Genomic DNA, 21,893 nt, shown 5'->3' with positions numbered 1-21,893 from the left:
AGATTATCAAAAGAAAAATGAATACCATTATTGAAAGTGTAAACAATCGTATCGCGTTTCTGAAGCGTGTAATAAGGCGCGCAGAGAAGGAGAAAGGCTCTTTTCCGAAAGGGAGATTACGAACCAGTAGGAGTAACGGGAGAATACGGTATTATAAAGTAAGTAAAGAACGGGATACAAGCGGAGAGTATCTGCCCAAGAACGAGCAAATGTGCATGATAAGGCTTTTGGCACAAAAAGACTACAATAAGCATTTTCTTAAATCTGCTGCGGACGAATTGAAAATGCTTGAGAAAATGCTTGCAAGCTATCAAAAAAAACAATCTGAAACCGCATATGAAGACCTATCTGAAGAAAGACAAAATCTTGTTACATCATATATCCCGTTGGATGATCAAATTGCTGAAGAATGGCAGTCTAAGACATTTAAGACAAATCCATATAAAATTGAAAATAAAATATATGACACGAGAAGAGGAGAAAAAGTCAGGTCTAAATCTGAAGCTATAATCGCAGATATGCTTTTTGAAATGGGGATTCCGTATCATTACGAGTGTCCGGTTAGGCTAAGAGATGGAAAGATAAAGTATCCGGATTTTACTTTGCTTAAAAAGAGAACGGGAGAAGTTGTATATCTTGAACACTTTGGCTTTATGGATGATGAGAGCTATAGAAAAGATACTTTATGTAAGATGGATATTTACAGGGATAACGGAATATATCCCGGGAAGAATCTGCTGTTTACATATGAAACAACAGGAAATCCTCTTGATATTAAAGGAATAAGACGGATGTTGAAAGAAACTATGTTATAATGGCCGATATTAAAATGATTTGATAATAGTGTGGGTGCGTTTTATAATAACATGATGAAACTAAAATATTAGACAATCGTCTATAGTTGTTTTTCTAATAAACGTGTAAGAGGAGACCGAAATGGCACTTAGAACTATAAGAGAATACGGCGACAATGTACTTGAGAGCCGTTGTAAAGAAGTAAAAGAGATCACGCCCAGGATAAAAGAGCTTGTGCAGGACATGATCGACACCATGTATGATGCAAACGGTGTAGGACTTGCCGCTCCGCAGGTTGGAATACTTAAAAGAGTATTTGTTATAGATGTATCTCCTGAGGGTGATTCACCGATAGTATTTATCAATCCCGAGATACTTGAGACAAGCGGAGAGCAGACGGGATATGAGGGATGCCTTTCACTTCCCGGAAAATCAGGAATTGTCACAAGACCTAATTATGTAAAGGCTAAGGCAATCAATCTTGAAGGCGAAGAATTTGTTATAGAGGGCGAGGAACTTCTTGCAAGAGCGATTCTTCACGAGAACGATCACCTTGACGGACATATGTATGTTGAAAAAGTTGAGGGCGAGCTTGTAGATAACGAAGATCTCATGGCTGAAAATGAGGATGCGTAAATATGAAAATAATTTTTATGGGTACGCCTGATTTTGCGGCGAGCGCTTTGGAAAAAATAGCAGAAGCGGGGCATGAGATAACTCTGGTTGTTACACAGCCCGATAAGCCAAAGGGCAGAAGCGGCGAACTTCAGGTTTCGGATGTTAAGGCATGTGCTCTGAAACATGGTTTCCCTGTGTTTCAGCCTGAAAGAATAAAGCTTCCCGAAAATGTTGCTTATTTAAAAAACTATGAGGCTGACATATACGTTGTTGCAGCTTTTGGACAGATTCTTTCACAGGAAATACTTGATATTCCAAAGTTTGGATGCGTCAATATTCATGCATCGCTTCTTCCCAAGTATAGAGGAGCTGCGCCTATCCAGCAGGCAATTATTGACGGCGAGAAAACAACGGGCGTCACGATCATGCAGATGGCAGCAGGCATGGACACAGGCGATATTCTCCTTCAGAGGGAAATACCTATTGGCGACAATGAAACGGGTGGCGGTCTGTTTGATAAGTTGTCGGAACTTGGCGCGGAGCTTATCGTAGAGGCGCTTCCCAAGATAGAGCGAGGCGAGCTTACACCTGTTCCGCAGGATGAAGAGCTTGCTACGAAGTGTGGGAAACTCTCCAAGAACATGGGAAAAATAGACTTTAATAAGAACGCTGTGGATATAAGGAATCTTGTAAGAGGGCTTAATCCTTGGCCAAGTGCTTATACCCGTCTTGAAGGCAAGATGCTCAAGATTTGGACCGCTGACGCTATTGATGATAAGAATGTAAAAGAAATTGCGGGAAATGCCGAAGTTATGAAGAATGCTGAGCCCGGAACAGTTTCTTTTGTCACAAAAGAAGTTATCGGCGTTGCAACGGGAAAGGGAACTTTGGTTTTAAAGGAAGTTCAGCTTGAAGGTAAAAAGAGGATGCTTGTGAAAGATTTTTTGCTTGGAAATAAAGTAGAGATCGGGACAAGTTTCCAGATGCGTTGATAATATGATTTAATAAGAATTAGTCTATATGATCTGAGCAAAGCATTTATGGTAGACGGCAGATTGTTACTGTAGTAGATGCAATGCATAGTGATAGGATGATGGTATACCGGAATCGGAGGTGAGTTAAATGGGTTACGGTTATGGAAGCAGAGTGATGTATGGATACGGATTTGATCCAATGTATTTTCTTGTGATAATAATGGGCATATTGTGTCTTATCGCAAGCCACAGGGTTTCATCCGTATACAAAAAATATGAGAGAATCCGCAGTATGTGTAACATGACAGGAGCACAGGTTGCTGCTGAGATACTTAGAAGAAACGGGATCACCGATGTTATGATACAGCACGTCAGTGGTAATCTTACAGATCATTACGATCCGAAGGCGAAAGTTATCCGTCTTTCGGATGCGACATACAATTCTCCGAGTGTTGCGGCAATAGGCGTTGCTGCGCATGAGTGCGGCCACGTTTGCCAGCATTATTACGGCTACGTACCTCTTAAGATAAGGACAGCTATAGTTCCTGCTGCCAATATCGGCTCAAAGGCAGGAATCCCACTTATTTTCCTTGGTATGTTGGTAAGCTTTTCTCCGCTTATCACAATAGGAATATGGGTATTTTCATTAGCTGTTTTGTTCCAGCTTGTGACACTTCCCGTAGAATTTGATGCTTCTCACAGAGCACTTGTAATGCTTGAAGAGTACGGAATTCTCGGATACGAGGAAGTTAAGGACTCAAGAAAAGTCCTTTCCGCGGCTGCAATGACATATGTTGCAAGCGCAGCGGCAGCAGTAGTACAGCTCTTAAGACTTGTTCTCTTGAACGGCAGAAGGAGAGACTGATATTGTATGCGCAGCTTGCGGAATGGTATATAATTGCGTCGCATTACCGCTCGCGCGCTAGCATTTCGCGAGCGAAATGTTTTTATATTAGTACTATGGCAGATCGGTATAAAGCAGATTTGCCATGGTGATTTTTTATATATTATCTAAATATTAACCGGGAGGAACAGACATGAATTATACAGATAATAAAGTAAAAGTTACCGTGATCGAGAGCCATTGCCCAAAGTATAAAGAGGGTGATGTGATCTGCTTCGAAGGAAGTCTGCTTGATAAAGAGAAGAGCGACAATGTGTGCATGGTTGCGATGAATGCAATTTATCCCTTTGTCTATGCTTTCAGAAGAGGCGGAAATCTCAGACCGGGTCCTTACCAGTGCACAGACTGCGGTGAGACGGTCAAATTTATGATAGAGAGTGTTGAGTAAAGTATACGAGGAGTGTTATCTTAGTGCGAGATAGCACTCTTTTTGAATGGAAAGAGTTGCAATTCACTACGTTACCCTGCTAAAATATATTTTATGTTGTTTTAACAGGGAGGTAGGGGGAATGATTGGCTTATATCTAAGCGGAACAGGCAATTCTAAGCACTGTGTGGAAAAGTTTGTGCAGTTACTTGATGAAAACGGCAGGACTTTTCCAATTGAAAATCCACAAGTTATTGAAAAAATTAAAAATGAGACGGATATTGTTGTGGGCTATCCTACGCAATTTTCCAATGCACCGCTTATGGTGAGAGATTTTATCAGGAATAACAGCACCATTTGGGAAGGTAAAAGAATCTTTTGCATAAATACCATGGGTGCTTTTAGCGGCGACGGTACAGGTTGCACCGCAAGATTGTTTAAGATTTACGGAGCTACGGTGACAGGCGGATTGCAGATCAAGATGCCTGATTCTGTTTGTGACAGCAAGCTCTTGAAAAAGACAGAAGAGGCAAATAAGAAGATAGTTAAACTGGCTGATGAAAAGATTGAAGCATGGGTAGCGAAGATCAAGAGCGGAAAGTACCCGAAAGAGGGACTTGGATTTTGCGATCATATTGCAGGTTTGTTCGGCCAGCGCTTGTGGTTTTACGGAAAGACTTTAAAGTATTCGGATAAATTAAAAATAAGTGATGCATGCGTGGGATGTGGACTTTGCGTCAATGAATGTCCAATGGACAATCTTGTGCAGCAATCAGGCGGTAAACCGGTGCCGCAGGGCAAGTGCACCATGTGCTACAGATGTATCAGTCATTGCCCTGCGCAGGCAATTACACTTCTGGGAAACAGGGTTGTTGAGCAGACTACATTTGAGAAGTTCAACGTCGGCTAAAAGTAGAAACATGTTATTGAGACAGCAACACTAATGAAACAAAAGACAGCAGTAGGAAAAGAGGAGACAGTCATGGGAAGCGTAATTCTTGAAGCAAAATCAGTAACAAAGAAATTTGACGAACGAAATGTACTTAACGAAGTCAGTCTTTCTGTTGAAAAAGGCCATTTTATCGCGGTTTTGGGGCATAGCGGCTCCGGAAAGTCGACACTTTTAAATGTTCTTTCAACGATTCTTACGCCTTCAAGCGGAGAAGTTTTTTATAACGGAAAAAATATTACCCGATTTTCAAAGGGAGAGATAGCAAACTTAAGAAGAGACAAGATAGGCTTTGTTTTCCAGCACTATATGCTTCTTCCGAATCTCACTGTAAGAGAGAATATTTTCCTTGGAGCGGAGAAAAGAGATGTTTATGAACATGATAAAACTGATATGAGTGAAATTGAGAAACTAAGCGCACTTCTTGGAATAGATAAGTATCTTGACGAGTACCCATATAAGCTTTCGGGAGGCGAACAACAGAGAGTATGCATTGCAAGAGCTGTTGCAAAAAATCCTGAGATCTTGTTCTGCGATGAAGCAACGGGAGCGCTTGATAAGGATAACAGCATCAATATCGTTAAGCTCCTTCATGAGATAAAAAAGAAATTCGGAACGACGATCTTTTTTACCACACATAACAGAGAAATAGCAAAGACAGCCGACAGGGTGCTGGTGCTCGAAGACGGAAATATCATAAACGATTATATGAACGATGAGATCATTGAGCCTGACGCGATGGCATGGGGGATTTGAGCACAATGAAATTATTATATAAGCATATTAAAAAAGATTTTTTGGCAAAAAAAACAATGATGGCGATTTTGTCGTTGTTTTTGATCGGTACATCCTTTCTACATTACTTTGTTCACTTTTCTGTTGATAAAAACTTAAATATATACAGAAAACTTGATCAATCGGCTCTTGCCGAGAACGAGCTCAAGTTTATTAACGCGCTTGAAATCAATAAAGTTCTGATTCGAAATATGTCATCTGCGATGATCGCTGTATTTCTTTTGATACTATTTCTTTTTTTGACAAATACCATAAAGAAGAATCAGGCAAAGATGGGACTTTTGCAGTCGCTTGGATTTACAACCTGGGATATAGCAATACAGACTTTCAATTTATTGACCGTAGTGTCTTGGATCACTGCTATGATCGGAGCTTTTGTCGGCTTTTTCGGCTCAAGCATACTTATTTCTGCATATAAGAAGACCTACATGGTTGAATCGCTTTCAAAGGGTATAAGCTTTTCGGATTTCATTTATCCATTTGCATGGGCGTCGTTTATAGATATCGTGACTCTTATTGCATATGCATTATCCGCTAATAAGGAAGCCGCACTCCTTATGAAAAAAGCTGACAGCTCAGCGGGTAAACCCGGATTTGTCGAGAAATTCATCGGCTTTTTCAAGATGAAAGGAGGATATAAGTACAAGCTTACTTTGAAGAATATAAGTGAGTTATTGCTTCTTGTCACTGCGATTGTTACGTTTGGAATCATGTTTGTTCTTAGCGTATCACTTCTTCTAAGTAGCAGAGAGATTATGGGATCGCAGCGCGAAGGAAGAGAATACAGCTATGTGACTGAGTATGATGAGGTAAGAAATGTCGAGGAAAGTACTGCAGATGAAGGAAACACAGATACAGTACCACCTGACAGCGCCGGTGATATTTCGTATTATCTCAGATATAATGCAGCAATCGATCATGACGGCGAAAAGATATCCTACAACATCATAGGCACCGACAGCAATAATGAGCTCTTTTCCCTATATGATAAAAAGCACAATAAAATCGACCTTTCAAACGAACCGGGCGTTGTTCTTAATCCTGAACTTGCCGAGAACTATGGCATTAAAGTTGGAGACAAATTAAGTATCGAGGTTAATGGAAGAGCAGTTGAAATCGAAGCGACGAATCTCGCAAGAAATGCCGGCATAAAGAGCATGTACATTTCAAAAGAAAAACTTGCCGCGTTAATGGATGTTGATAATGCAGCATACAACGGTGTTTGGTCAAATGCTTCATTGGATGAGAGCGCAAGCACTCTCTATGAAGATAAGATGGAGGCGCTTTCAAGAGATCAGACTTCCAACAAAGCGAGCGCGATAATAAACCAGAGCATCGGCGTTGCAACAGGGTGCCTGCTTATCTTCCTTGCGATATTTATAGGACTGTCCGGAAACACGGAGAGCATCCTGATTTTTGACCTGCTTGGATATGACAATAAGAAGATAAACAGTATACTTCTTGATCCGTACCTGATCGTATCGAATATAATCTTTTTCCTATCGATTCCGATTTGCATATATGCGGCGAGAAAAATACAGATAAATACGTCATTTGCAACAGGCGATTACATGCCGTTTCAGGTTTCAGGTTTTACGATTGTCTATATGTTTGTTATATTAAACTTGATCTGTTTCCTTGTAAGAGCAGTCTTTACAAGAAAGATCAAAAAGATAATCGAGGGAGAAAAGCAAGCGGAGTACTTGTCTGAATGGTGATCGCATATGCAGGTATATGTTATAAATGCGCTAAATGAATTAAGTGATGCTGAATTTGAATGCGCTTTGTCCAAGATAGATCCTGAGCAGAAAGACAGGATAATGAGATTTCATTTCATTGAGGATAAAAAAAGAGCTCTCGCAGGAATTCTTTTATCCAAATATGCGATAACTAAGGCGTTTGGAATTTCTTTAGATGAGATAAGAGTGGAAAAGAATAAGTACGGAAAGCCTCATGTAGTCGGAAAAAGAGGTGTTCATTTCAATATCTCACATTCGGGAGACTATGTGGTATGCGCGGTCGCCGGTAGTCCTGTCGGAATCGATGTGCAGGAGCATAAGAGCGGAGGACTTGATATAGCCGAAAGATTTTTTTCACAGGAAGAAAAAGATGCGCTTAAAAGAGCTTCGGATTCGGATGATGCAAAGAGAAAGCTCTTTTATGACATGTGGAGTCTTAAAGAGGCGTACATAAAATGTATCGGGATGGGACTTTACAAGCCGCTTGATGAGTTTGGAATCGTAAAAATAGACGGAGAGTATAAGCTTTGCGAAAATGGCGAAGAATCCGGTGAATATCATTTTATGAGATATGAATTTGAAGGGAATTACAGTCTCTGTGTTTGTTCGAAGGAGGCTGGGATTCCGGAAATGTATATGGAAGTATCGTATAAAGAAATTTCTTTGTAAAAATTCAGGCGGGCACGTAAAGGTGTCCGCCTGAAAAGTTTATTTCAGATACTTCTGCGCAATATGATACGAAAAATTGAATCTTCTAAGTCCCGTATATTTTTTCTCATCATCAAATTTGTAATCTTTGCGGCCGTCCTTGTAGTCATATATTAAGACTTCATTTCCTTCAAGCGCCGGAACCGCATCGTAAGAAAGAAACCACTTTATATATGAGGCGTCGGGAGACTGCACGTTTATTGACGGGCCTGTCGCTTCAATGTCGTATTTGGCAATCCTGTATTCCGGATTACTGTAGATAAATATCAAAAACGCAATTGTTATCGTCACCATTCCGGCTCTGAATACAGGGAAGTTTTTGATGTACATGCTTGCAATAAGAAAGGCGAGCCAGAAGCACAGTACGGCAAGGAACCAGAGTACGAAAAGTCTTAGGAATGTCAGGTGATAAACACCGATGTAGAGTACCATTCTCATTGCTGAAGATGCGATCATTATATATGTGCATCCGGCTATGGCTGTAAGCAGGGCTGTAAGTACCTTTGATTCTTTGAAAAAGGTCTGGCAGACCGATACCATAACGATGTTAATGATACAAACGGTCAAAAGCTGGTAGAAACCTTCGTGCGCATATTCTGCATAAGTATATCCTTCGGGAAGAGCGACGCTTCCGCTAAAAAGATAAAGAAGCTGAATAATACAGAACAGAACATAAACAGCGCCGATGATGCCTGTGAATGTAATGGCAATTACAGGATTCTTTGTGCCGAGGTCATTGATCTTTATCTTCAGTTCTTTTGCAATCATCGAAGTGATGATGGTATACGAACTCCAGAAGACAAAAACTGCAGTAAAGACCATCATTATCGTATGATATATTTCTTCAGTGATGCTGAAATCGATATTTATGGTTGTCAGTACATCTTTAAAAACCATATCCGCAGAGCAAAGGAGAGGAACAATCACAAGAAGCATAGGCACTGCGATGGCAATTCCGATGAGTACCGCACGGATAGTTTTCTTTTTCTCACTTGTGTCAACATCGTTGTTCTTGAGCTTGACATGTGCAACAAAGTCTGAGAACGGGCGTGAAAAGTGCTCAAAAGGTTTTATGACGGTTGAAAAAAGACCTATGAGCCACTCGCCGATACTGAATCCTGTCGTGTCTACATAAAGATAGATTATGTAGCTGAAGAACAGCATGAAGATAGCGGTTCTTTCCCAAAAAGCCAATGTGAAACTGGTTGTAAGGCATCTGTGTACGGAAAGAAGCATCAGAGAAACTACGTAAAAGATTCCGAGTCCTTTTTTTCCGTTACAGTCGGCTATCAGTGAGAGGCCGTCTTTTCCCCTTACAAGTTTGAGTATTATCAGAGCGCAGAGCATAAATACGGGGTATGTTATGCTTGAGTGGTTATTATACAGACAGATGCTGTATATTAAGCCGAATATAGCGGATAATATTCCGTATTTTTTAAAATGTTCAGCGCTTTCTTTTTGAACGGCAGCAGCTTGAATCGCAAAATGGTTTACGGGCTGTTGCATGGCTCCGACAGGGGTGTAATTGCCTGTTTGTCCATTATATTCATATCCGTTATTGTTATTCTGCGGCATCTGATTATTTTGTGTTTCCATACTTTTATTCCTCCTGAGAGTCAACGTATTCAAGGATATCTCCCGGTTGACAATCCAAAGCTTTACAAATTGCATCAAGGGTCTCGAGCCTGACGGCCTTCGCCTTATTGTTTTTTAGGATAGAAAGATTAGCCAGGGTGATACCGACTTTGCCGGCGAGCTCGGTCAGTCCCATTTTTCTCTTTGCCATCATTACATCTAAGTTAATTACAATCATATTCTCACCTGCCCTGTTAAATGGTTAAATCGTTTTCCTGCTTGTATCTCACGGCCCTGTCAAAGACCCTTGCCAAGACTTTACTGAACAGTCCGGCGAAAAGAAATACACCTGCGATAACCACTGCTGCCGGGGTGAAGTATACGAAACATCTAAGAAGTTTGATCCCTGTTATGATAAAAGCGTAAGTTCCCATGCGGTACAGGCTTTTTACATTCGCATCAACAAAACAGTTGTCATCGGTTACTGTTTTCATCATCTTTCGAAGTTCGTACAAAATGAGAAGAGCAGCACTGCCTGCGATCATGATAGAAACCAGCGCGTATCCGAAGTGATCGTTGATCGCACTGTATTCTGTGCTTTCACCTAAAGTGTAGACTGCCAGCTTAACTGCATGCTTTAGGAAAAAAGGAACTGTGACAATGACCACAAGCCCGAAATAAAAGCAAAGATCCAAGATGGCTTTAACGAAATTATTTAATCTACTATCCATGTTATCCTCCAATTGTTTCACCAAGTACTTGTATAATTTTTTTATAACACGTTCTTTTTTGATTTGCAATATTTTTTTATTGAGAAACAATAAAAGTTTTTTGAAAGTCGAGAAAAATGAGACGGGATTTGTAAAGCGGGATTCTTAATAAGAGCCCACCGTGAGCCGTTTTGGATATATAATAATTACATGGCGAAAGCTAATTTTTTTGATGAAGGAAAGAGAAATGAAACTGATATTTATTAGGCACGGTGATCCGGACTATGAGATTGACGGGCTCACCGAGAAGGGGCAGAGAGAGGCGCAGTTCCTTGCCGGGTACATAAAGAATTACAACATCGATGAGATATATATGTCGCCTCTTGGAAGGGCGCAGAAAACTGCGGAGTATTCGCTTAAGGCACTAGGAAAAGAGGCGGTTACTTATGACTGGTTAAAAGAGTTCCCGGCTCAGTTCGATCCGAATCTTTCAGAGAGTGCAAGGCAGGCTTATAAAACCGAGCTTAAGACAGATCCTGCGACAGGCAAATACGAGACGAGGATTTTGTGGGATATGCTTCCGTCGTATTATGGCGCTCATCCGGAGCTTTTTGACAAGGATGCGTGGAGAAATGCCGAACCTGTTATATACAGCGATATGTGTAAGGTGTATGATTATGTGGTTTCGTCTTTTGATGATTTTTTGCGTAAGCAGGGTTATGAGAAAGACGGGCTGATATTTAAGGTAAATAAGAGTAATGACAAAGTTATAGCTTTTTTCTGCCATTATGGCATTACGTCTGTTCTTCTGTCATATCTATGGAATGTCTCACCTTTTGTTCTGTTTCAGTTCATTGCACTTGCGCCGACTTCGGTTACGATCGTAGCTTCCGAAGAGCGTGAGAAGGGGATAGGATCGTTCAGAACAATAGGAATGGGAGACATTACTCATCTTAATATCGCGGGGGAAGAACCTTCTTTTTCAGCAAGGTTCTGCGAAAAATACGAAAATAAAAATGAGAGGCACTGATCTATGGTGAATATTAGGGAGATAGTACTTAACATCCTGATGGAGTACGACAAGGATGGCGGCAGGAAAACTACGCTTTTAAAGGATGCACTTGAAAAATACGATTATCTTGAAACAAGAGACAAAGCATTTATTAAAAGAGTGGTGGAGGGCTGCCTTGAGAGAAATATACAGATAGACTACGTTATAGATTCTTTTTCCAAGACAGAGGTAAAAAAGATGCAGCCTCTGATAAGAAGTCTGATAAGAATGGGAACGTATCAGATAATGTTCATGGATAACATTCCCGACAGCGCTGCTTGCAACGAGGCGGTAAAACTTGCGCAAAAGCATAAGTTCGCGGGGCTGAAAGGCTTTGTCAACGGCGTTCTTAGGAACATTTCAAGGAATAAAGAAAATATTTCATATCCGGACAAAAATGAGAACGGGGGAGTTGATTATCTGTCCGTAGTTTATTCGCAGCCTTCATGGTTGTGCAAGATGTGGCTTACGGAGTACGGCTTTGAGAGGACGGAAGGAATGCTTAAGTTTTTCCTCGAGCCGCGCCCGACGGTTATCAGATGTACAGCGGGCAAAGCTGACACGGATAACGGCTTATCGGATACGGAAGCTGCGAAAGCTGCTGCGCTCAAGCTGAAAAAAGAACTCGAAGAAGCGGGAGTTGTTGTAAAAGAAAATCCGATCCTGCCATATGCACTTGAACTTGAAAAGACCGACAATATCAGATATCTTCCGGGATATGCGGAAGGAAAATTTGCGGTTCAGGACGTAAGTTCCATGCTCCTTACAGAAATCGCGAATCCTTTGAAAGGACACACGGTTATTGATGTTTGTGCCGCTCCCGGTGGAAAGAGCATGCATGCGGCGCAGAAAGTCGGCGCAGACGGAAAAGTTTTTTCACGAGACGTTTCTACGGCAAAAAAGGAGCTTATTGCTGAGAATGCTGCAAGACTTGGGCTTGATAATATCACAATAGAGGTTGTCGATGCCAAGATCCATGATGATAATATGAAGAGAAACGCCGATTATCTCTATCTCGACGTTCCATGCTCCGGACTTGGAATCATAGGTAGAAAGAGCGATATCAAGCAAAATATTAAAAAAGCTAAACTTGATGAACTGACAAAACTTCAGTGGGACATAGTTAAGGCTTGCTGGGACTATGTCAAAGTCGGCGGAACGCTTATGTATTCCACATGTACGGTGAACAAGGCCGAGAATGAGCAGATGGTAAAAAGAATCTGCACCGAGCTTCCGTTTGAACCCGTGGATATCACAGATGTGCTTCCAAAGTACATTACAGAAAACGATAAGTACAACATAAAAGACACCGCAAAGAAGGGCTTTATACAGCTTCTTCCCGGAGAATTCGGAACAGACGGTTTCTTTATTGCAAAACTTAAAAGAGTAGTGAAATAAAAAAGATAATTAAAGTGTCGGTTTACAGGATCAGTCCTGGCCGGCTTCATTTGCCGCAACTTCATATAGAAGCCGAAAAAGGAAAATGCATCTCATAAGGAAGAAAGTGCAAGCAATGACCTTAAGTACGAGACGCTTTTAAAAATCTATTTTGGCGGCGGGGAAGATAAGGCTGTAACAATACGCAATATTGAAGTTTTTGAGAATCAGGTAAAAGATGAATTGCAGATTCTTAGGATATATAAGGAGAAGCTTGAAAAAGTAATAGATGAAAAATATCATATAAATTTCTATCTCACGGTTACTTTCGGGATAGATACATGCGAGACGTATCTCAAGTGGTGTACCAAGGCAAAGAAGTTACTGAAATGACATAATAAGGCGGAAGGTGGATTGAATAATGAAGAAAAGAGATAAGCTTGTAATCGTTGTTTTTTCTGTTTTTACTTTGGCATCAGGTTTTATAGGAAGAGCTGTAGATATGGTACTGACAGAGCAGCCTGAAGGGCAGTCTTTGGGAATGCTGATATGGTTAATACTTCCGCTTCTTATATCTGTGATCATCAGATTGACCAATAAGGGGTACTTCGAGCCTGTTGGGTTCAAAATGAACTTTGGCCGGAATGCAAAAATCTATGCTATTTCACTTCTTATTTTTCCGTTGATTTCAATTGTATGTACAAGAACAGCATATCAGTTTAATCAGACTATAGTTGGAGGATTTGACAGATCGCTTGTAGGTGTTGTTGTGGCCGGGGCTGTTCTCAAGAACCTTGTAGAAGAAATAACCTGGCGCGGCAATATGGTTCCTTTTTTTGAAAAAACAGAGTGGAACGATTATTTGATATATCTTTCAACAGGACTTATCTGGGGATGCTGGCATATCCCGTATTATCTTTACTTTGTCGGACTGGATGGCAATATGAAATTAAAAACAATACTTTCGGGAATCGTGATTATGCTTATGTGGACACCGCTGTTTGTTGAAGTAAGAAGAGCTACTATATCATTTATTCCTGCGTATTTATTGCATATGACCGAGGAACTTTCATATTCGCTTATCTTTGTGCCTGTAGGGAAATTTAAATTAAATAAGACTTATGATATATTTATGAATCCTGTAAGCGGTATTATTCCTTTGGCGTTTATACTGGTGCTGGGATTGATACTCAGAAACCGCAGAGTTTGCAGAGGTGAGGTGTTATGCCAGGAGTAGAGAAGAATTGTTTGACGATGCTATAAGTTGATGGTAGTATAATAAAAGAAAAGGTGCTACCGGTAGACGGTTAGTCCCAAGATGAATAAACGTTGTGATAACCGCTTAGTTTCTCAGGCCAGGCGGTTATTTTTGTGTCTTGGAATCATGCTTTCCATGCATATAACCAAGACTATAAAAAGTCGCACACAGCGCAAGCACTGCGATAAGGTCAGTGATGGTGAGCATACGCAAGTTCCTCCAACAAAGATTTCTCATGAGAGATTTCTATGATTAACGGAGGTCACAGTCCTCCGATTGAAGGACTAACCGCCTACCGTAATTACTGGTAGCACCAAAATAAGATTATATAGAACGAATGTTTGATAGTCAATGGAAAGAATTATGGACGATTACATTTTAGGAAAAGATAATAGAATAGACATAAAATCCCTAAACTTCGATGAACTTACGGCTTTCATCAAGGAAATCGGTGAGCCTGCATTTAGGGCAAAACAGCTCTATGACTGGATGCATGTCAAGAGAGCAAGAAACTACGACGAGATGAAGAACATCCCAAAGTCGCTCAAAGAAAAGCTCGATCAGAAGTGTAGCTATACAAGTCTTGAAGTTGTTCAGGTGCAGGAATCACAGATCGACGGTACGAAAAAATTCCTTTTTGGACTTTATGACGGCAACGTTATCGAGAGCGTTTTCATGAAATACAAATTCGGTAACAGTGTCTGCGTATCTTCGCAGGTTGGATGCAGGATGGGATGCAGGTTCTGCGCGTCGACAATTGACGGCGTTGTGAGGAATCTTTTGCCATCGGAGATACTTGATCAGATATATGCTATAGCATGTTACACAGGGGAAAAGATATCCAGAGTCGTTGTCATGGGTAGCGGAGAGCCGCTTGATAACTATGATAATCTTCTTAAGTTCATCGAGCTTCTTTCCGATGAGCACGGAATGAACCTCGGACAGCGCAATCTTACGGTATCCACATGCGGTATCGTGCCTAAGATCTTAGAACTTGCGGAAAAGAAATTGTCTATAAATCTGGCGCTTTCTCTTCACGCATCAAATAATGACAAGCGAAAAGAGCTCATGCCTATCGCAAATAAGTATGAGATTCATGAAGTGCTGAATGCTTGCAAGACCTATTTTGACAAGACCGGAAGACAGCTTACTTTTGAGTACTCGCTTGTTGCGGGAGTTAACGATTCTGATGAAGATGCAGCCGAATTGTCAAAGCTTTTGTCCGGACTTAACTGTGTTGTAAACTTGATTCCCGTGAATCCGATAAAAGAAAGAGATTTCAAACCTACCGATCGTTCTCATGCGGTTAAGTTCAAGGATAAGCTTGAAAAGAACAGAATAAATGCGACGATTCGTAGAGAGATGGGCAGGGACATAGACGGAGCCTGCGGCCAGCTCAGAAGACGCTATGTGGGCGAGAAGAAGTCTTAATAGGAGTTATGTTTTAATGGACCATAAAAAGATAAGTGCAGATGTTAGAGTTTATCATTCTCTGACAGCTGCACTTTTATCGTACTAAAATGTTCCGCAGGATGCGCTTATCCCTTGAAATCTATTGTGGTTCCAACCATGCGCTCGGAAGTAGACTTAATCTTGTTTGATGAACTGTTGTAAGCGTATGTCTGAACTTTAGATAAAAGTTCTTCCATTGAATCGGCCTCAAACATAACGAAATTTTCATCATCAATTTCATTAATATCATTGTCTGATTCAGCCTTATCAGCTTCTGCTTTTTCGGCTTTTTTCTCTTTTGCTTTCTGAATACGCTCTTCACGGGCTTCTTTTTCAGCTGCTTTCTTTTCTTTGGCTTTTTCCGCTTTCTTTTCGGCAGCCTTTTTCTCAAGGCGTTTTTTCTGCAGATCGAGAGAATCGCTTACTGTAGCGAAGAAACTCTCTTTGCCGTTTGAGTCGACGGACATTCCGAAATTCTTTATATTTGCGCCGCTGCTTGTAAGTCCCATCTTTGCCTGCATCATTTTGGCCTGCGATGAAGCGATGATTCCTTCGTACTTATTGCGGAAGGCTTCGTCTGTGGCCATGCGCTCAAGCTTTTCTTCATCTATGAGAACTACCATCTTGTTGGCATTGCCGTATGCCGCAGCATTCTGCTGAACCTGCGCCTTCATATCCTTGCTGACGGTGATGAATTCCATGTTGTGATATTTGGCTTTGAGTTTATCAAGGTAATCTTTAGCCTTGTCTGAAAGCTCAACGTTGCCGATAGTCATGCCGTAATCGGTCATAGATGGAACAAGCGAACTTTTGGTATCGATAGGGCTCCATGACTTGGTTTCAACTTTAGACGACTGAGTATTTTTCGCTGAGCTTGCCTGATTGCTTTTATTTGTATAAGAAGTTTTATTGATTTCTGAGTTTCCTCCGGATGAGGAAATACTGTTAATTCCTGACATATTCTTTTTACCTCCTTGTAAAAAACGCTCCGGTAAATTGTCATAAAACATAGAGCGTATCAGTGCTGACATCCGTTTCAAATACAATGAGCGAATACTTACCCATTTCTTATTTTTATTATCGACGGAAGCGTTTTGTATATGAAGAGAAAAAGTATAAAATAAATATAAAAATTACCTTGTTCATAAAATATCTGAATGTTATATTCAAGAATAAATAGAGATAAGAAAAATACACAATGGGAGTGTTTATCAATGGTCGGAAACTACAAAGTAGTCACATTATGCGGCAGCACACGTTTTAAGAACGAGTTTATGGAAGCTCAGAAGAAACTGACATTGGATGGAAAAATCGTTATCAGCGTAGGGCTTTTTGGTCATTCAGGTGATAAAGAAGTCTGGGAGAGCATGGACGAGGGAACGCTTACAAAGACAAAAGAAATGCTTGATGATATGCATAAGAGAAAGATAGATATGGCTGATGAGATTTTTGTGATAAATGTCGGAGGTTATATCGGAGACAGCACAAGATCTGAGATTGAATATGCAAAGAGACATGGGAAGACCATTTCATATCTGGAAGGAGAAAAAATATGACAGAAATCGAAGCAATCAAGGCCAGACATTCGGTTAGAAGTTATAAGCCGCAGATGATCGAGCCGGAGAAAATCATACAGCTCAGAGCCAAAGTGAGTGAGCTCAATGCTGAGAGCGGACTTCATTTGCAGTTTATTGAAGATGCGGGAAGAACATATACTAATCTGGTAAACAGAGCAAGGGGACTTGGTTCGGCACCGAGCGTTGTCGCATGTGTCGGCAGAGCTTCGGATGACCTGGAACAAAAGATTGGTTACTATGGCGAGAAACTGGTTCTTTTTGCGCAGAGTTTAGGACTTAACACATGCTGGACAGGGGGCTTTAATCATAAGACCATATCCGCCGAAGTTGCTCCCGATGAAAAACTTGTTATAGCTATCGCAATAGGTTATGGCAAGGATCAGGGGAAAGTTAGAAAATCCAAGACTTTTGAGCAGGTGGTTGAGGCAGCAGGTGAGCGTCCGGATTGGTTTAATCAAGGCGTTGAGATGGCTCTTTTGGCTCCCACTGCAATAAATCAGCAGAAGTTCGTGATAAAACTTGCAGATGGTGAAAAAGTTGAATTTATTGACAATGGCGGCCCTTTCAGCAAGGTGGATATCGGTATCGTAAAGTGCCACTTTGAGATCGGTTCGGGGAAAAAGATCTGATACTGTTGCTTGGAAACGCTTGAAAACACTGGGAAACGAAATATCGAAACTTAAAAAAATTCCGATTATGAGTTAGAATAGAATTCAAGTGATTGGAAAGAAAAGGAAAGGAGTAATGGTCATTTTCGGATGACCATGATAACAGGGGAATGGACAAGAAAAAGATAGCAACAATAGTGGAGATAGTACCGATAGTATCGGCAGTTTTGAATTTTATCTTTTTATATGCTTTTGAGGACTCAAACTTTATAAGAGCAATCAATTCAATTACAATGTTTTTTGCATTTTTTGGCTTTGTGTTCTTTTTTGTGGGACGTTCATTGGGAAAAGGCGACAAGACTGTAAAGATCTTAGGTATATTTGATATATTTGCGACGGTATCGGTTATAGCGATATATATTTTGGCATTTCTTGCGATGGCAATGTAAAAGTGATCGCGGTCGATACATAAAAATGGGGATATAAAGGCATTTGATGACTAAAATATGAAAAGATTGCAAATACAATATCAAACACTTATAATTGCTAAAGACTATAAAGTTGGTTATAATTAGGAGTGAAATGAGCAGGGATGTTTATAGCGCCTGTAAACTACTTTGCAGGAAGCTTTTGGAGGAGAAAGTGTAGTACCTGCTTATTTTGTGTGTGTATGATGAAAAAGGGTTTGTGGAGGATGTTGGTTTGTTGAAGACTTTTTCCGTGACGGATATTGGAAAGAAGCGAAAGCTTAATCAGGATTATATCTTTTCCTCAGACAGAAAAATCGGTAATCTTTCCAATGTGTTTATTGTTGCGGACGGCATGGGAGGTCACAATGCAGGTGACTATGCGTCCAGGTATACGGTTGACACAATGGTAGAAGAGATAGAGAAGTCTTTTGAACAGAGTCCTGTTAAAATTCTGGAGAACGCGATTAAGATAGCGAATCGCAACCTTAGAGAAAAAGCGGCAGAAAACCCGTCGCTCTTTGGTATGGGAACAACGGTTGTCGCATGTACGGTTATCGGCAGGTATTTGCAAGTAGCGAATGTCGGTGACAGCAGGCTCTACGTCATCAATGATAAAATCACCCAGATAACAAGAGACCATTCCCTTGTGGAAGAGATGGTCAGAATGGGCGGAATTGATAGAGAAACTGCTCGGACACATCTTGATAAAAATATTATCACGAGGGCAATCGGTGCCACGGAAACTGTAGACATCGATTTTTTTACAGTGGAACTTAATCGAGGGGATATCGTCCTTATGTGTTCGGACGGTCTCACGAATATGCTTGAAGATGAAGAAATCCGCATGATTGTCAGCGGTCAGCGAGACATTATTGAGAAGGCCCAGAAGCTGGTTGTCGCGGCAAATAATAACGGAGGCAAGGATAATATAGCAGTTATCCTGATAGAACCCTTTGCCGATGAACCCACTCGCGATGGAGGACTGAATGATTAAAATAGGTATGGTGATCGGAGATCGCTACGAGGTGCTTGAAAAGATCGGCACCGGCGGAATGTCCGATGTTTATAAAGCAAAAGATCATAAACTTAATCGTCTTGTTGCGGTAAAAATACTGAAACAGGAATTTTCCGAGAACGAGAATTTTGTAGCAAAGTTTCGTGTTGAGGCGCAGTCAACAGCGGGGCTTATGCATCCTAACATTGTAAACGTATATGATGTTGGTGACGAGGACGGTATCAACTATATCGTCATGGAACTTGTAGACGGAATCACTCTCAAAAAATATATTGAGAAAAAGGTCAGACTCTCTGTAAAAGAGGCTGTCAGCATTGCCATACAGGTTGCCATGGGTCTTGAGGCTGCACATAATAACAATATTATTCACAGAGATATCAAGCCTCAGAACATTATGATCTCCAAAGACGGTAAGGTTAAGGTTACCGACTTTGGTATTGCAAAAGCAGCTACAAGTAACACCATCACCTCCAATGTTATGGGATCGGTGCATTATACTTCTCCCGAGCAGGCAAGAGGCGGATACAGCGATGCCAAGAGTGATATTTACTCACTTGGTATCACGCTTTTTGAGATGCTTACCGGAAGAGTTCCTTTTAACGGGGACACTACCGTTGCAATAGCTATTAAGCATATTCAGGAGGAACTTCCCACACCGACGGACTTTAATGAAGAAATTCCTATCAGTGTGGAAAAGATTGTTCTTAAATGTTGTCAAAAGAGTCCTGACAGAAGATATCAGAATGCAGCTGAGCTTATTCAGGACCTTAAGAAGTCACTTATTACACCTGACAAGGATTTTGTATCCATGGTAGATCCTGATGAGGACGGCGTAACCAGAGTTGCGTCCGATGAGGAGGTGAGGCATGTGAAGAATAGAGATCCACGTATGCCTGAACCTGAGCAGATGAGGCTCAAACGCGATGTAGTCAGAGAATATGAACAGGATGACTATGACGATTATGATAGAGAAATAAGAAAATACGGCAGAGATTATGAAGACGACGATGCCGATGAAGAAGAGGAAGATTATTATTACCGCGAAGAGCATGACAGAAGACGCAGAGGAACAATGCAGGAAGATGGTAAGATTGAGAGAATCACATCTTCAATAGCCATTGTGATGGCGGTGATAGTTGCTCTTGTTGTTGTCTTGCTTGTTGCCAGAGGAATCGGACTTTTCGGAACGATTGATTCTAACGAAGGTTCTTCCGGTGCAAGTGATGCTAAGGTTACAGCTGAGGACAGCGACAAGGGAAAAGTTCCCGATGTAGTTGGAAAGACATATGCAGAGGCAAAGTCATTGCTTGAAGATGACAGAGGCTATAAGGTAAAAAAAGAAGCCGATAAAGATAACACACAGCCCAACAATACCGTTGTATCAACATCACCTGCGGCCGGTGAGAAGCTTGATAAAGGCTCTACGATCACTGTGTATGTAAGTAACGGTTCAAAATATAAGGGAAAAGCAGATGCATCATCTGATGCTTCTTCAATGGAAGGTGAGATAGAAGTTCCGGATCTTGTAGGACTTGAGACAGATGAAGCTATGGCTGTGTTGGTAGAAGCAGGACTTGAACTTGGAACAGCCAAGGATGTGAAGAATTCCGATCCTAAACTTATGGATAAGGTTTGCAGACAGATTCCCGAAGCCGGAAAGAAGGTCAAGGAAGGAACTGTTGTGCACATAGAGGTATCTACAGGACCCGGTGAAATTTCATATTCCTTTAAAGAGAGTTTACCTGCACCTGAAGGCGGAAAATATCCTTATAATCCCGGAGATAAGGTGCATATAACCATTACTTCCTCGGAAGGTACGGTACTTCGCGAGTTTGATACAACTTCATTCCCGTATCCTGTTGAAATCGCCGGAATTAAAACACCCACGGGAGTTGTAAGTTATACATATTATGTATCCGTACCTGCGGCAGAACCCGATGCAGGCTTTGTTCCGGAACGGGTTGATGTTCAATTGCGAGCTCAGTTTACACAGGAGACCCATTAATGCAGGGAAAGATAATTAAAGGAATTGCCGGCTTTTACTACATAGAAACTCATGACGCGAGAATCTATGAATGTAAAGCAAAGGGCATCTTCAGAAAAGATAATGTAAAACCGCTGGTTGGAGATAATGTCATGATAGACATTATCGACGAAGAGAATAAAAAGGGGAATATCACAGAGATACTTCCCCGCAAGAACCGGCTTTTAAGACCGCCTGTTGCCAATGTGGATCAGGCGGTTATTTTGTTTGCCATAGTTAAGCCCGATCCCAATTACAATCTGCTTGATCGTTTTCTTATCATGATGAGACAGCAGAATCTCCCCGTCATAATCTGTTTCAACAAGCAGGATATTGCGACGAAGGAAGAACAACAGGAACTTTATAACGCCTACGAGAAGTGTGGATATAAAGTCCTTTTCATAAGTGTCAAAGAGGACAAGGGACTTGATGAGTTAAAAGAGCTCCTTCGCGGCAAGACTACAACTCTCGCGGGACCGAGCGGAGTCGGTAAGTCATCTCTTTTAAACAAACTTGTACCTGATGCGCTTATGCAGACAGGTGAGCTAAGCCGTAAGATAGACAGGGGAAAAAATACGACGAGACATTCGGAGCTCTTTTTCGTAAGTGAGCTTTCAGAGGGCGAAGATGAGACATATCTCTTTGATACTCCCGGATTTACGTCGCTTAACTTAAATGACGTCACGACAGACAATCTTATGCAGTACTATCCTGAATTCGAGGAGTTTGAACCCGAGTGCAGATTCGGTGGCTGCTCGCATATCGCAGAACCTGACTGTGGTGTAAAGAATGCGCTTAGCGAAGGCAAGATTTCTGCAGTTCGCTACGAGAATTATAAGATAATATACGAAGATCTTAAAAACGCCAGACCCGATTACAGCAAGAAGGCAAGGCGCTGACTTGAATAAATGCAATATGATATGCGTTT

General features: G+C 41.1%; 23 protein-coding genes and 1 pseudogene. 20 read left to right on the top strand and 4 right to left on the bottom strand.

The genetic code is table 11. From position 1 onward, the window contains the following. Window positions 1-17: 17 nt before the first annotated feature. From G628_RS0104980 to G628_RS16470, 9 genes are all read left to right on the top strand, one after another. Window positions 18-815: a hypothetical protein gene (locus G628_RS0104980; RefSeq protein ID WP_027208618.1), complete on the top strand. Its 798-nt coding sequence runs from the start codon at window positions 18-20 to the stop codon at window positions 813-815. Between the two features lie 121 nt (window positions 816-936). Beyond that, the gene (gene def, locus G628_RS0104975; RefSeq protein WP_027208617.1) at window positions 937-1,431 is read left to right on the top strand and encodes a peptide deformylase; all 495 of its coding nucleotides are present in this window, start codon (window positions 937-939) and stop codon (window positions 1,429-1,431) included. 2 nt (window positions 1,432-1,433) lie between these two features. Beyond that, window positions 1,434-2,405: a methionyl-tRNA formyltransferase gene (fmt, locus tag G628_RS0104970; RefSeq protein ID WP_027208616.1), complete on the top strand. Its 972-nt coding sequence runs from the start codon at window positions 1,434-1,436 to the stop codon at window positions 2,403-2,405. Between the two features lie 130 nt (window positions 2,406-2,535). Next, the gene (locus tag G628_RS0104965; protein ID WP_027208615.1) at window positions 2,536-3,252 is read left to right on the top strand and encodes a zinc metallopeptidase; all 717 of its coding nucleotides are present in this window, start codon (window positions 2,536-2,538) and stop codon (window positions 3,250-3,252) included. A gap of 172 nt (window positions 3,253-3,424) precedes the next feature. Beyond that, window positions 3,425-3,679 (top strand): TIGR04076 family protein, encoded by a 255-nt coding sequence (locus G628_RS0104960; RefSeq protein ID WP_027208614.1) that lies wholly within the window; start codon window positions 3,425-3,427, stop codon window positions 3,677-3,679. Between the two features lie 121 nt (window positions 3,680-3,800). Beyond that, window positions 3,801-4,568 carry an EFR1 family ferrodoxin gene (locus tag G628_RS0104955; RefSeq protein ID WP_027208613.1) on the top strand — a complete coding sequence of 256 codons (768 nt, stop codon included), beginning with the start codon at window positions 3,801-3,803 and terminating at the stop codon, window positions 4,566-4,568. Window positions 4,569-4,601: 33 nt separating this feature from the next. Further along, window positions 4,602-5,363, top strand: a complete 762-nt coding sequence (locus tag G628_RS0104950) for an ABC transporter ATP-binding protein (protein WP_242827173.1) — start codon at window positions 4,602-4,604, stop codon at window positions 5,361-5,363. A 5-nt stretch (window positions 5,364-5,368) separates the two neighbouring features. Further along, the gene (locus G628_RS0104945; RefSeq protein WP_027208612.1) at window positions 5,369-7,120 is read left to right on the top strand and encodes an FtsX-like permease family protein; all 1,752 of its coding nucleotides are present in this window, start codon (window positions 5,369-5,371) and stop codon (window positions 7,118-7,120) included. Window positions 7,121-7,126: 6 nt separating this feature from the next. Next, complete coding sequence (locus G628_RS16470) at window positions 7,127-7,810, top strand: 4'-phosphopantetheinyl transferase family protein (RefSeq protein ID WP_034500648.1); 684 nt, start codon at window positions 7,127-7,129, stop codon at window positions 7,808-7,810. A 39-nt stretch (window positions 7,811-7,849) separates the two neighbouring features. On the opposite strand, the gene G628_RS0104935 is transcribed toward G628_RS16470, so the two are convergent. The 3 genes from G628_RS0104935 to G628_RS0104925 are packed head-to-tail and all read right to left on the bottom strand — an operon-like array spanning window position 7,850 to window position 10,155. Continuing rightward, window positions 7,850-9,445, bottom strand: a complete 1,596-nt coding sequence (locus G628_RS0104935) for a DUF4153 domain-containing protein (protein WP_027208611.1) — start codon at window positions 9,443-9,445, stop codon at window positions 7,850-7,852. Window positions 9,446-9,449: 4 nt separating this feature from the next. Continuing rightward, entirely contained in the window at window positions 9,450-9,662 is a 213-nt protein-coding gene (locus tag G628_RS0104930) for a helix-turn-helix domain-containing protein (protein WP_026655458.1), read from the bottom strand. Between the two features lie 16 nt (window positions 9,663-9,678). Next, on the bottom strand, window positions 9,679-10,155 hold the full coding sequence (locus G628_RS0104925) for a DUF2975 domain-containing protein (RefSeq protein WP_026667738.1): 477 nt from the start codon (window positions 10,153-10,155) through the stop codon (window positions 9,679-9,681). A gap of 226 nt (window positions 10,156-10,381) precedes the next feature. Between G628_RS0104925 and G628_RS0104920 the strand changes: the two genes are divergently transcribed. The 5 genes and pseudogenes from G628_RS0104920 (at window position 10,382) to rlmN (ending at window position 15,251) form a co-directional block, all read left to right on the top strand. After that, a complete protein-coding gene (locus G628_RS0104920; protein WP_027208610.1) occupies window positions 10,382-11,164 on the top strand; it encodes a histidine phosphatase family protein in 783 nt (260 codons plus the stop codon). A gap of 3 nt (window positions 11,165-11,167) precedes the next feature. Beyond that, window positions 11,168-12,583: a 16S rRNA (cytosine(967)-C(5))-methyltransferase RsmB gene (gene rsmB, locus G628_RS0104915; protein WP_027208609.1), complete on the top strand. Its 1,416-nt coding sequence runs from the start codon at window positions 11,168-11,170 to the stop codon at window positions 12,581-12,583. Window positions 12,584-12,718: 135 nt separating this feature from the next. Beyond that, window positions 12,719-12,955 (top strand): annotated as a pseudogene (locus G628_RS19400) (hypothetical protein); the annotation flags it as partial. Window positions 12,956-12,983: 28 nt separating this feature from the next. Then, entirely contained in the window at window positions 12,984-13,799 is an 816-nt protein-coding gene (locus tag G628_RS0104905; RefSeq protein ID WP_027208608.1) for a type II CAAX prenyl endopeptidase Rce1 family protein, read from the top strand. 372 nt (window positions 13,800-14,171) lie between these two features. Next, a complete protein-coding gene (rlmN, locus tag G628_RS0104895) occupies window positions 14,172-15,251 on the top strand; it encodes a 23S rRNA (adenine(2503)-C(2))-methyltransferase RlmN (RefSeq protein WP_051199035.1) in 1,080 nt (359 codons plus the stop codon). Window positions 15,252-15,358: 107 nt separating this feature from the next. Here rlmN and G628_RS0104890 read toward each other — a convergent pair whose 3' ends face one another. Next, window positions 15,359-16,231, bottom strand: a complete 873-nt coding sequence (locus G628_RS0104890; protein ID WP_051199034.1) for a DUF6033 family protein — start codon at window positions 16,229-16,231, stop codon at window positions 15,359-15,361. Window positions 16,232-16,486: 255 nt separating this feature from the next. Between G628_RS0104890 and G628_RS0104885 the strand changes: the two genes are divergently transcribed. The 6 genes from G628_RS0104885 (at window position 16,487) to rsgA (ending at window position 21,864) form a co-directional block, all read left to right on the top strand. Beyond that, window positions 16,487-16,828: a hypothetical protein gene (locus G628_RS0104885; protein ID WP_027208605.1), complete on the top strand. Its 342-nt coding sequence runs from the start codon at window positions 16,487-16,489 to the stop codon at window positions 16,826-16,828. Continuing rightward, window positions 16,825-17,478 (top strand): nitroreductase family protein, encoded by a 654-nt coding sequence (locus tag G628_RS0104880; RefSeq protein ID WP_027208604.1) that lies wholly within the window; start codon window positions 16,825-16,827, stop codon window positions 17,476-17,478. The genes G628_RS0104885 and G628_RS0104880 overlap by 4 nt, the downstream gene beginning before the upstream one ends. Before the next feature lie 149 nt (window positions 17,479-17,627). Continuing rightward, window positions 17,628-17,906 (top strand): hypothetical protein, encoded by a 279-nt coding sequence (locus tag G628_RS0104875; RefSeq protein ID WP_026655448.1) that lies wholly within the window; start codon window positions 17,628-17,630, stop codon window positions 17,904-17,906. Between the two features lie 256 nt (window positions 17,907-18,162). After that, window positions 18,163-18,921 (top strand): Stp1/IreP family PP2C-type Ser/Thr phosphatase, encoded by a 759-nt coding sequence (locus G628_RS0104870; protein WP_026655447.1) that lies wholly within the window; start codon window positions 18,163-18,165, stop codon window positions 18,919-18,921. Beyond that, entirely contained in the window at window positions 18,914-20,947 is a 2,034-nt protein-coding gene (gene pknB, locus G628_RS16465) for a Stk1 family PASTA domain-containing Ser/Thr kinase (RefSeq protein ID WP_051199033.1), read from the top strand. Before G628_RS0104870 ends, pknB begins: the two co-directional genes overlap by 8 nt. Then, window positions 20,947-21,864 (top strand): ribosome small subunit-dependent GTPase A, encoded by a 918-nt coding sequence (rsgA, locus tag G628_RS0104860; RefSeq protein ID WP_027208603.1) that lies wholly within the window; start codon window positions 20,947-20,949, stop codon window positions 21,862-21,864. Before pknB ends, rsgA begins: the two co-directional genes overlap by 1 nt. The last annotated feature ends 29 nt before the right edge of the window (window positions 21,865-21,893 follow it).

The organism is Butyrivibrio hungatei NK4A153, assembly GCF_000424465.1.
GTDB lineage: Bacteria > Bacillota > Clostridia > Lachnospirales > Lachnospiraceae > Butyrivibrio > Butyrivibrio hungatei_A.
The sequence above is the reverse complement of the archived record's forward strand: the minus strand, read 5'-3'. Positions and strand labels throughout refer to the sequence as shown.

What these genes read in the sequence shown, in the direction of transcription:
- G628_RS0104945 (WP_027208612.1), top strand. Translation starts at nt 5,369, where the DNA reads ATGAAATTATTATATAAGCATATTAAAAAAGATTTTTTGGCAAAAAAA.
- G628_RS0104875 (WP_026655448.1), top strand. Translation starts at nt 17,628, where the DNA reads ATGGACAAGAAAAAGATAGCAACAATAGTGGAGATAGTACCGATAGTA.
- G628_RS0104920 (WP_027208610.1), top strand. Translation starts at nt 10,382, where the DNA reads ATGAAACTGATATTTATTAGGCACGGTGATCCGGACTATGAGATTGAC.
- G628_RS0104880 (WP_027208604.1), top strand. Translation starts at nt 16,825, where the DNA reads ATGACAGAAATCGAAGCAATCAAGGCCAGACATTCGGTTAGAAGTTAT.
- G628_RS0104950 (WP_242827173.1), top strand. Translation starts at nt 4,602, where the DNA reads ATGAAACAAAAGACAGCAGTAGGAAAAGAGGAGACAGTCATGGGAAGC.
- def (WP_027208617.1), top strand. Translation starts at nt 937, where the DNA reads ATGGCACTTAGAACTATAAGAGAATACGGCGACAATGTACTTGAGAGC.
- G628_RS0104925 (WP_026667738.1), bottom strand. Translation starts at nt 10,155, where the DNA reads ATGGATAGTAGATTAAATAATTTCGTTAAAGCCATCTTGGATCTTTGC.
- rlmN (WP_051199035.1), top strand. Translation starts at nt 14,172, where the DNA reads ATGGAAAGAATTATGGACGATTACATTTTAGGAAAAGATAATAGAATA.
- G628_RS0104960 (WP_027208614.1), top strand. Translation starts at nt 3,425, where the DNA reads ATGAATTATACAGATAATAAAGTAAAAGTTACCGTGATCGAGAGCCAT.
- G628_RS0104965 (WP_027208615.1), top strand. Translation starts at nt 2,536, where the DNA reads ATGGGTTACGGTTATGGAAGCAGAGTGATGTATGGATACGGATTTGAT.
- G628_RS16470 (WP_034500648.1), top strand. Translation starts at nt 7,127, where the DNA reads ATGCAGGTATATGTTATAAATGCGCTAAATGAATTAAGTGATGCTGAA.
- G628_RS0104890 (WP_051199034.1), bottom strand. Translation starts at nt 16,231, where the DNA reads ATGTCAGGAATTAACAGTATTTCCTCATCCGGAGGAAACTCAGAAATC.
- G628_RS0104930 (WP_026655458.1), bottom strand. Translation starts at nt 9,662, where the DNA reads ATGATTGTAATTAACTTAGATGTAATGATGGCAAAGAGAAAAATGGGA.
- fmt (WP_027208616.1), top strand. Translation starts at nt 1,434, where the DNA reads ATGAAAATAATTTTTATGGGTACGCCTGATTTTGCGGCGAGCGCTTTG.
- pknB (WP_051199033.1), top strand. Translation starts at nt 18,914, where the DNA reads ATGATTAAAATAGGTATGGTGATCGGAGATCGCTACGAGGTGCTTGAA.
- rsmB (WP_027208609.1), top strand. Translation starts at nt 11,168, where the DNA reads ATGGTGAATATTAGGGAGATAGTACTTAACATCCTGATGGAGTACGAC.
- G628_RS0104980 (WP_027208618.1), top strand. Translation starts at nt 18, where the DNA reads ATGAATACCATTATTGAAAGTGTAAACAATCGTATCGCGTTTCTGAAG.
- G628_RS0104935 (WP_027208611.1), bottom strand. Translation starts at nt 9,445, where the DNA reads ATGGAAACACAAAATAATCAGATGCCGCAGAATAACAATAACGGATAT.
- G628_RS0104905 (WP_027208608.1), top strand. Translation starts at nt 12,984, where the DNA reads ATGAAGAAAAGAGATAAGCTTGTAATCGTTGTTTTTTCTGTTTTTACT.
- rsgA (WP_027208603.1), top strand. Translation starts at nt 20,947, where the DNA reads ATGCAGGGAAAGATAATTAAAGGAATTGCCGGCTTTTACTACATAGAA.
- G628_RS0104955 (WP_027208613.1), top strand. Translation starts at nt 3,801, where the DNA reads ATGATTGGCTTATATCTAAGCGGAACAGGCAATTCTAAGCACTGTGTG.
- G628_RS0104885 (WP_027208605.1), top strand. Translation starts at nt 16,487, where the DNA reads ATGGTCGGAAACTACAAAGTAGTCACATTATGCGGCAGCACACGTTTT.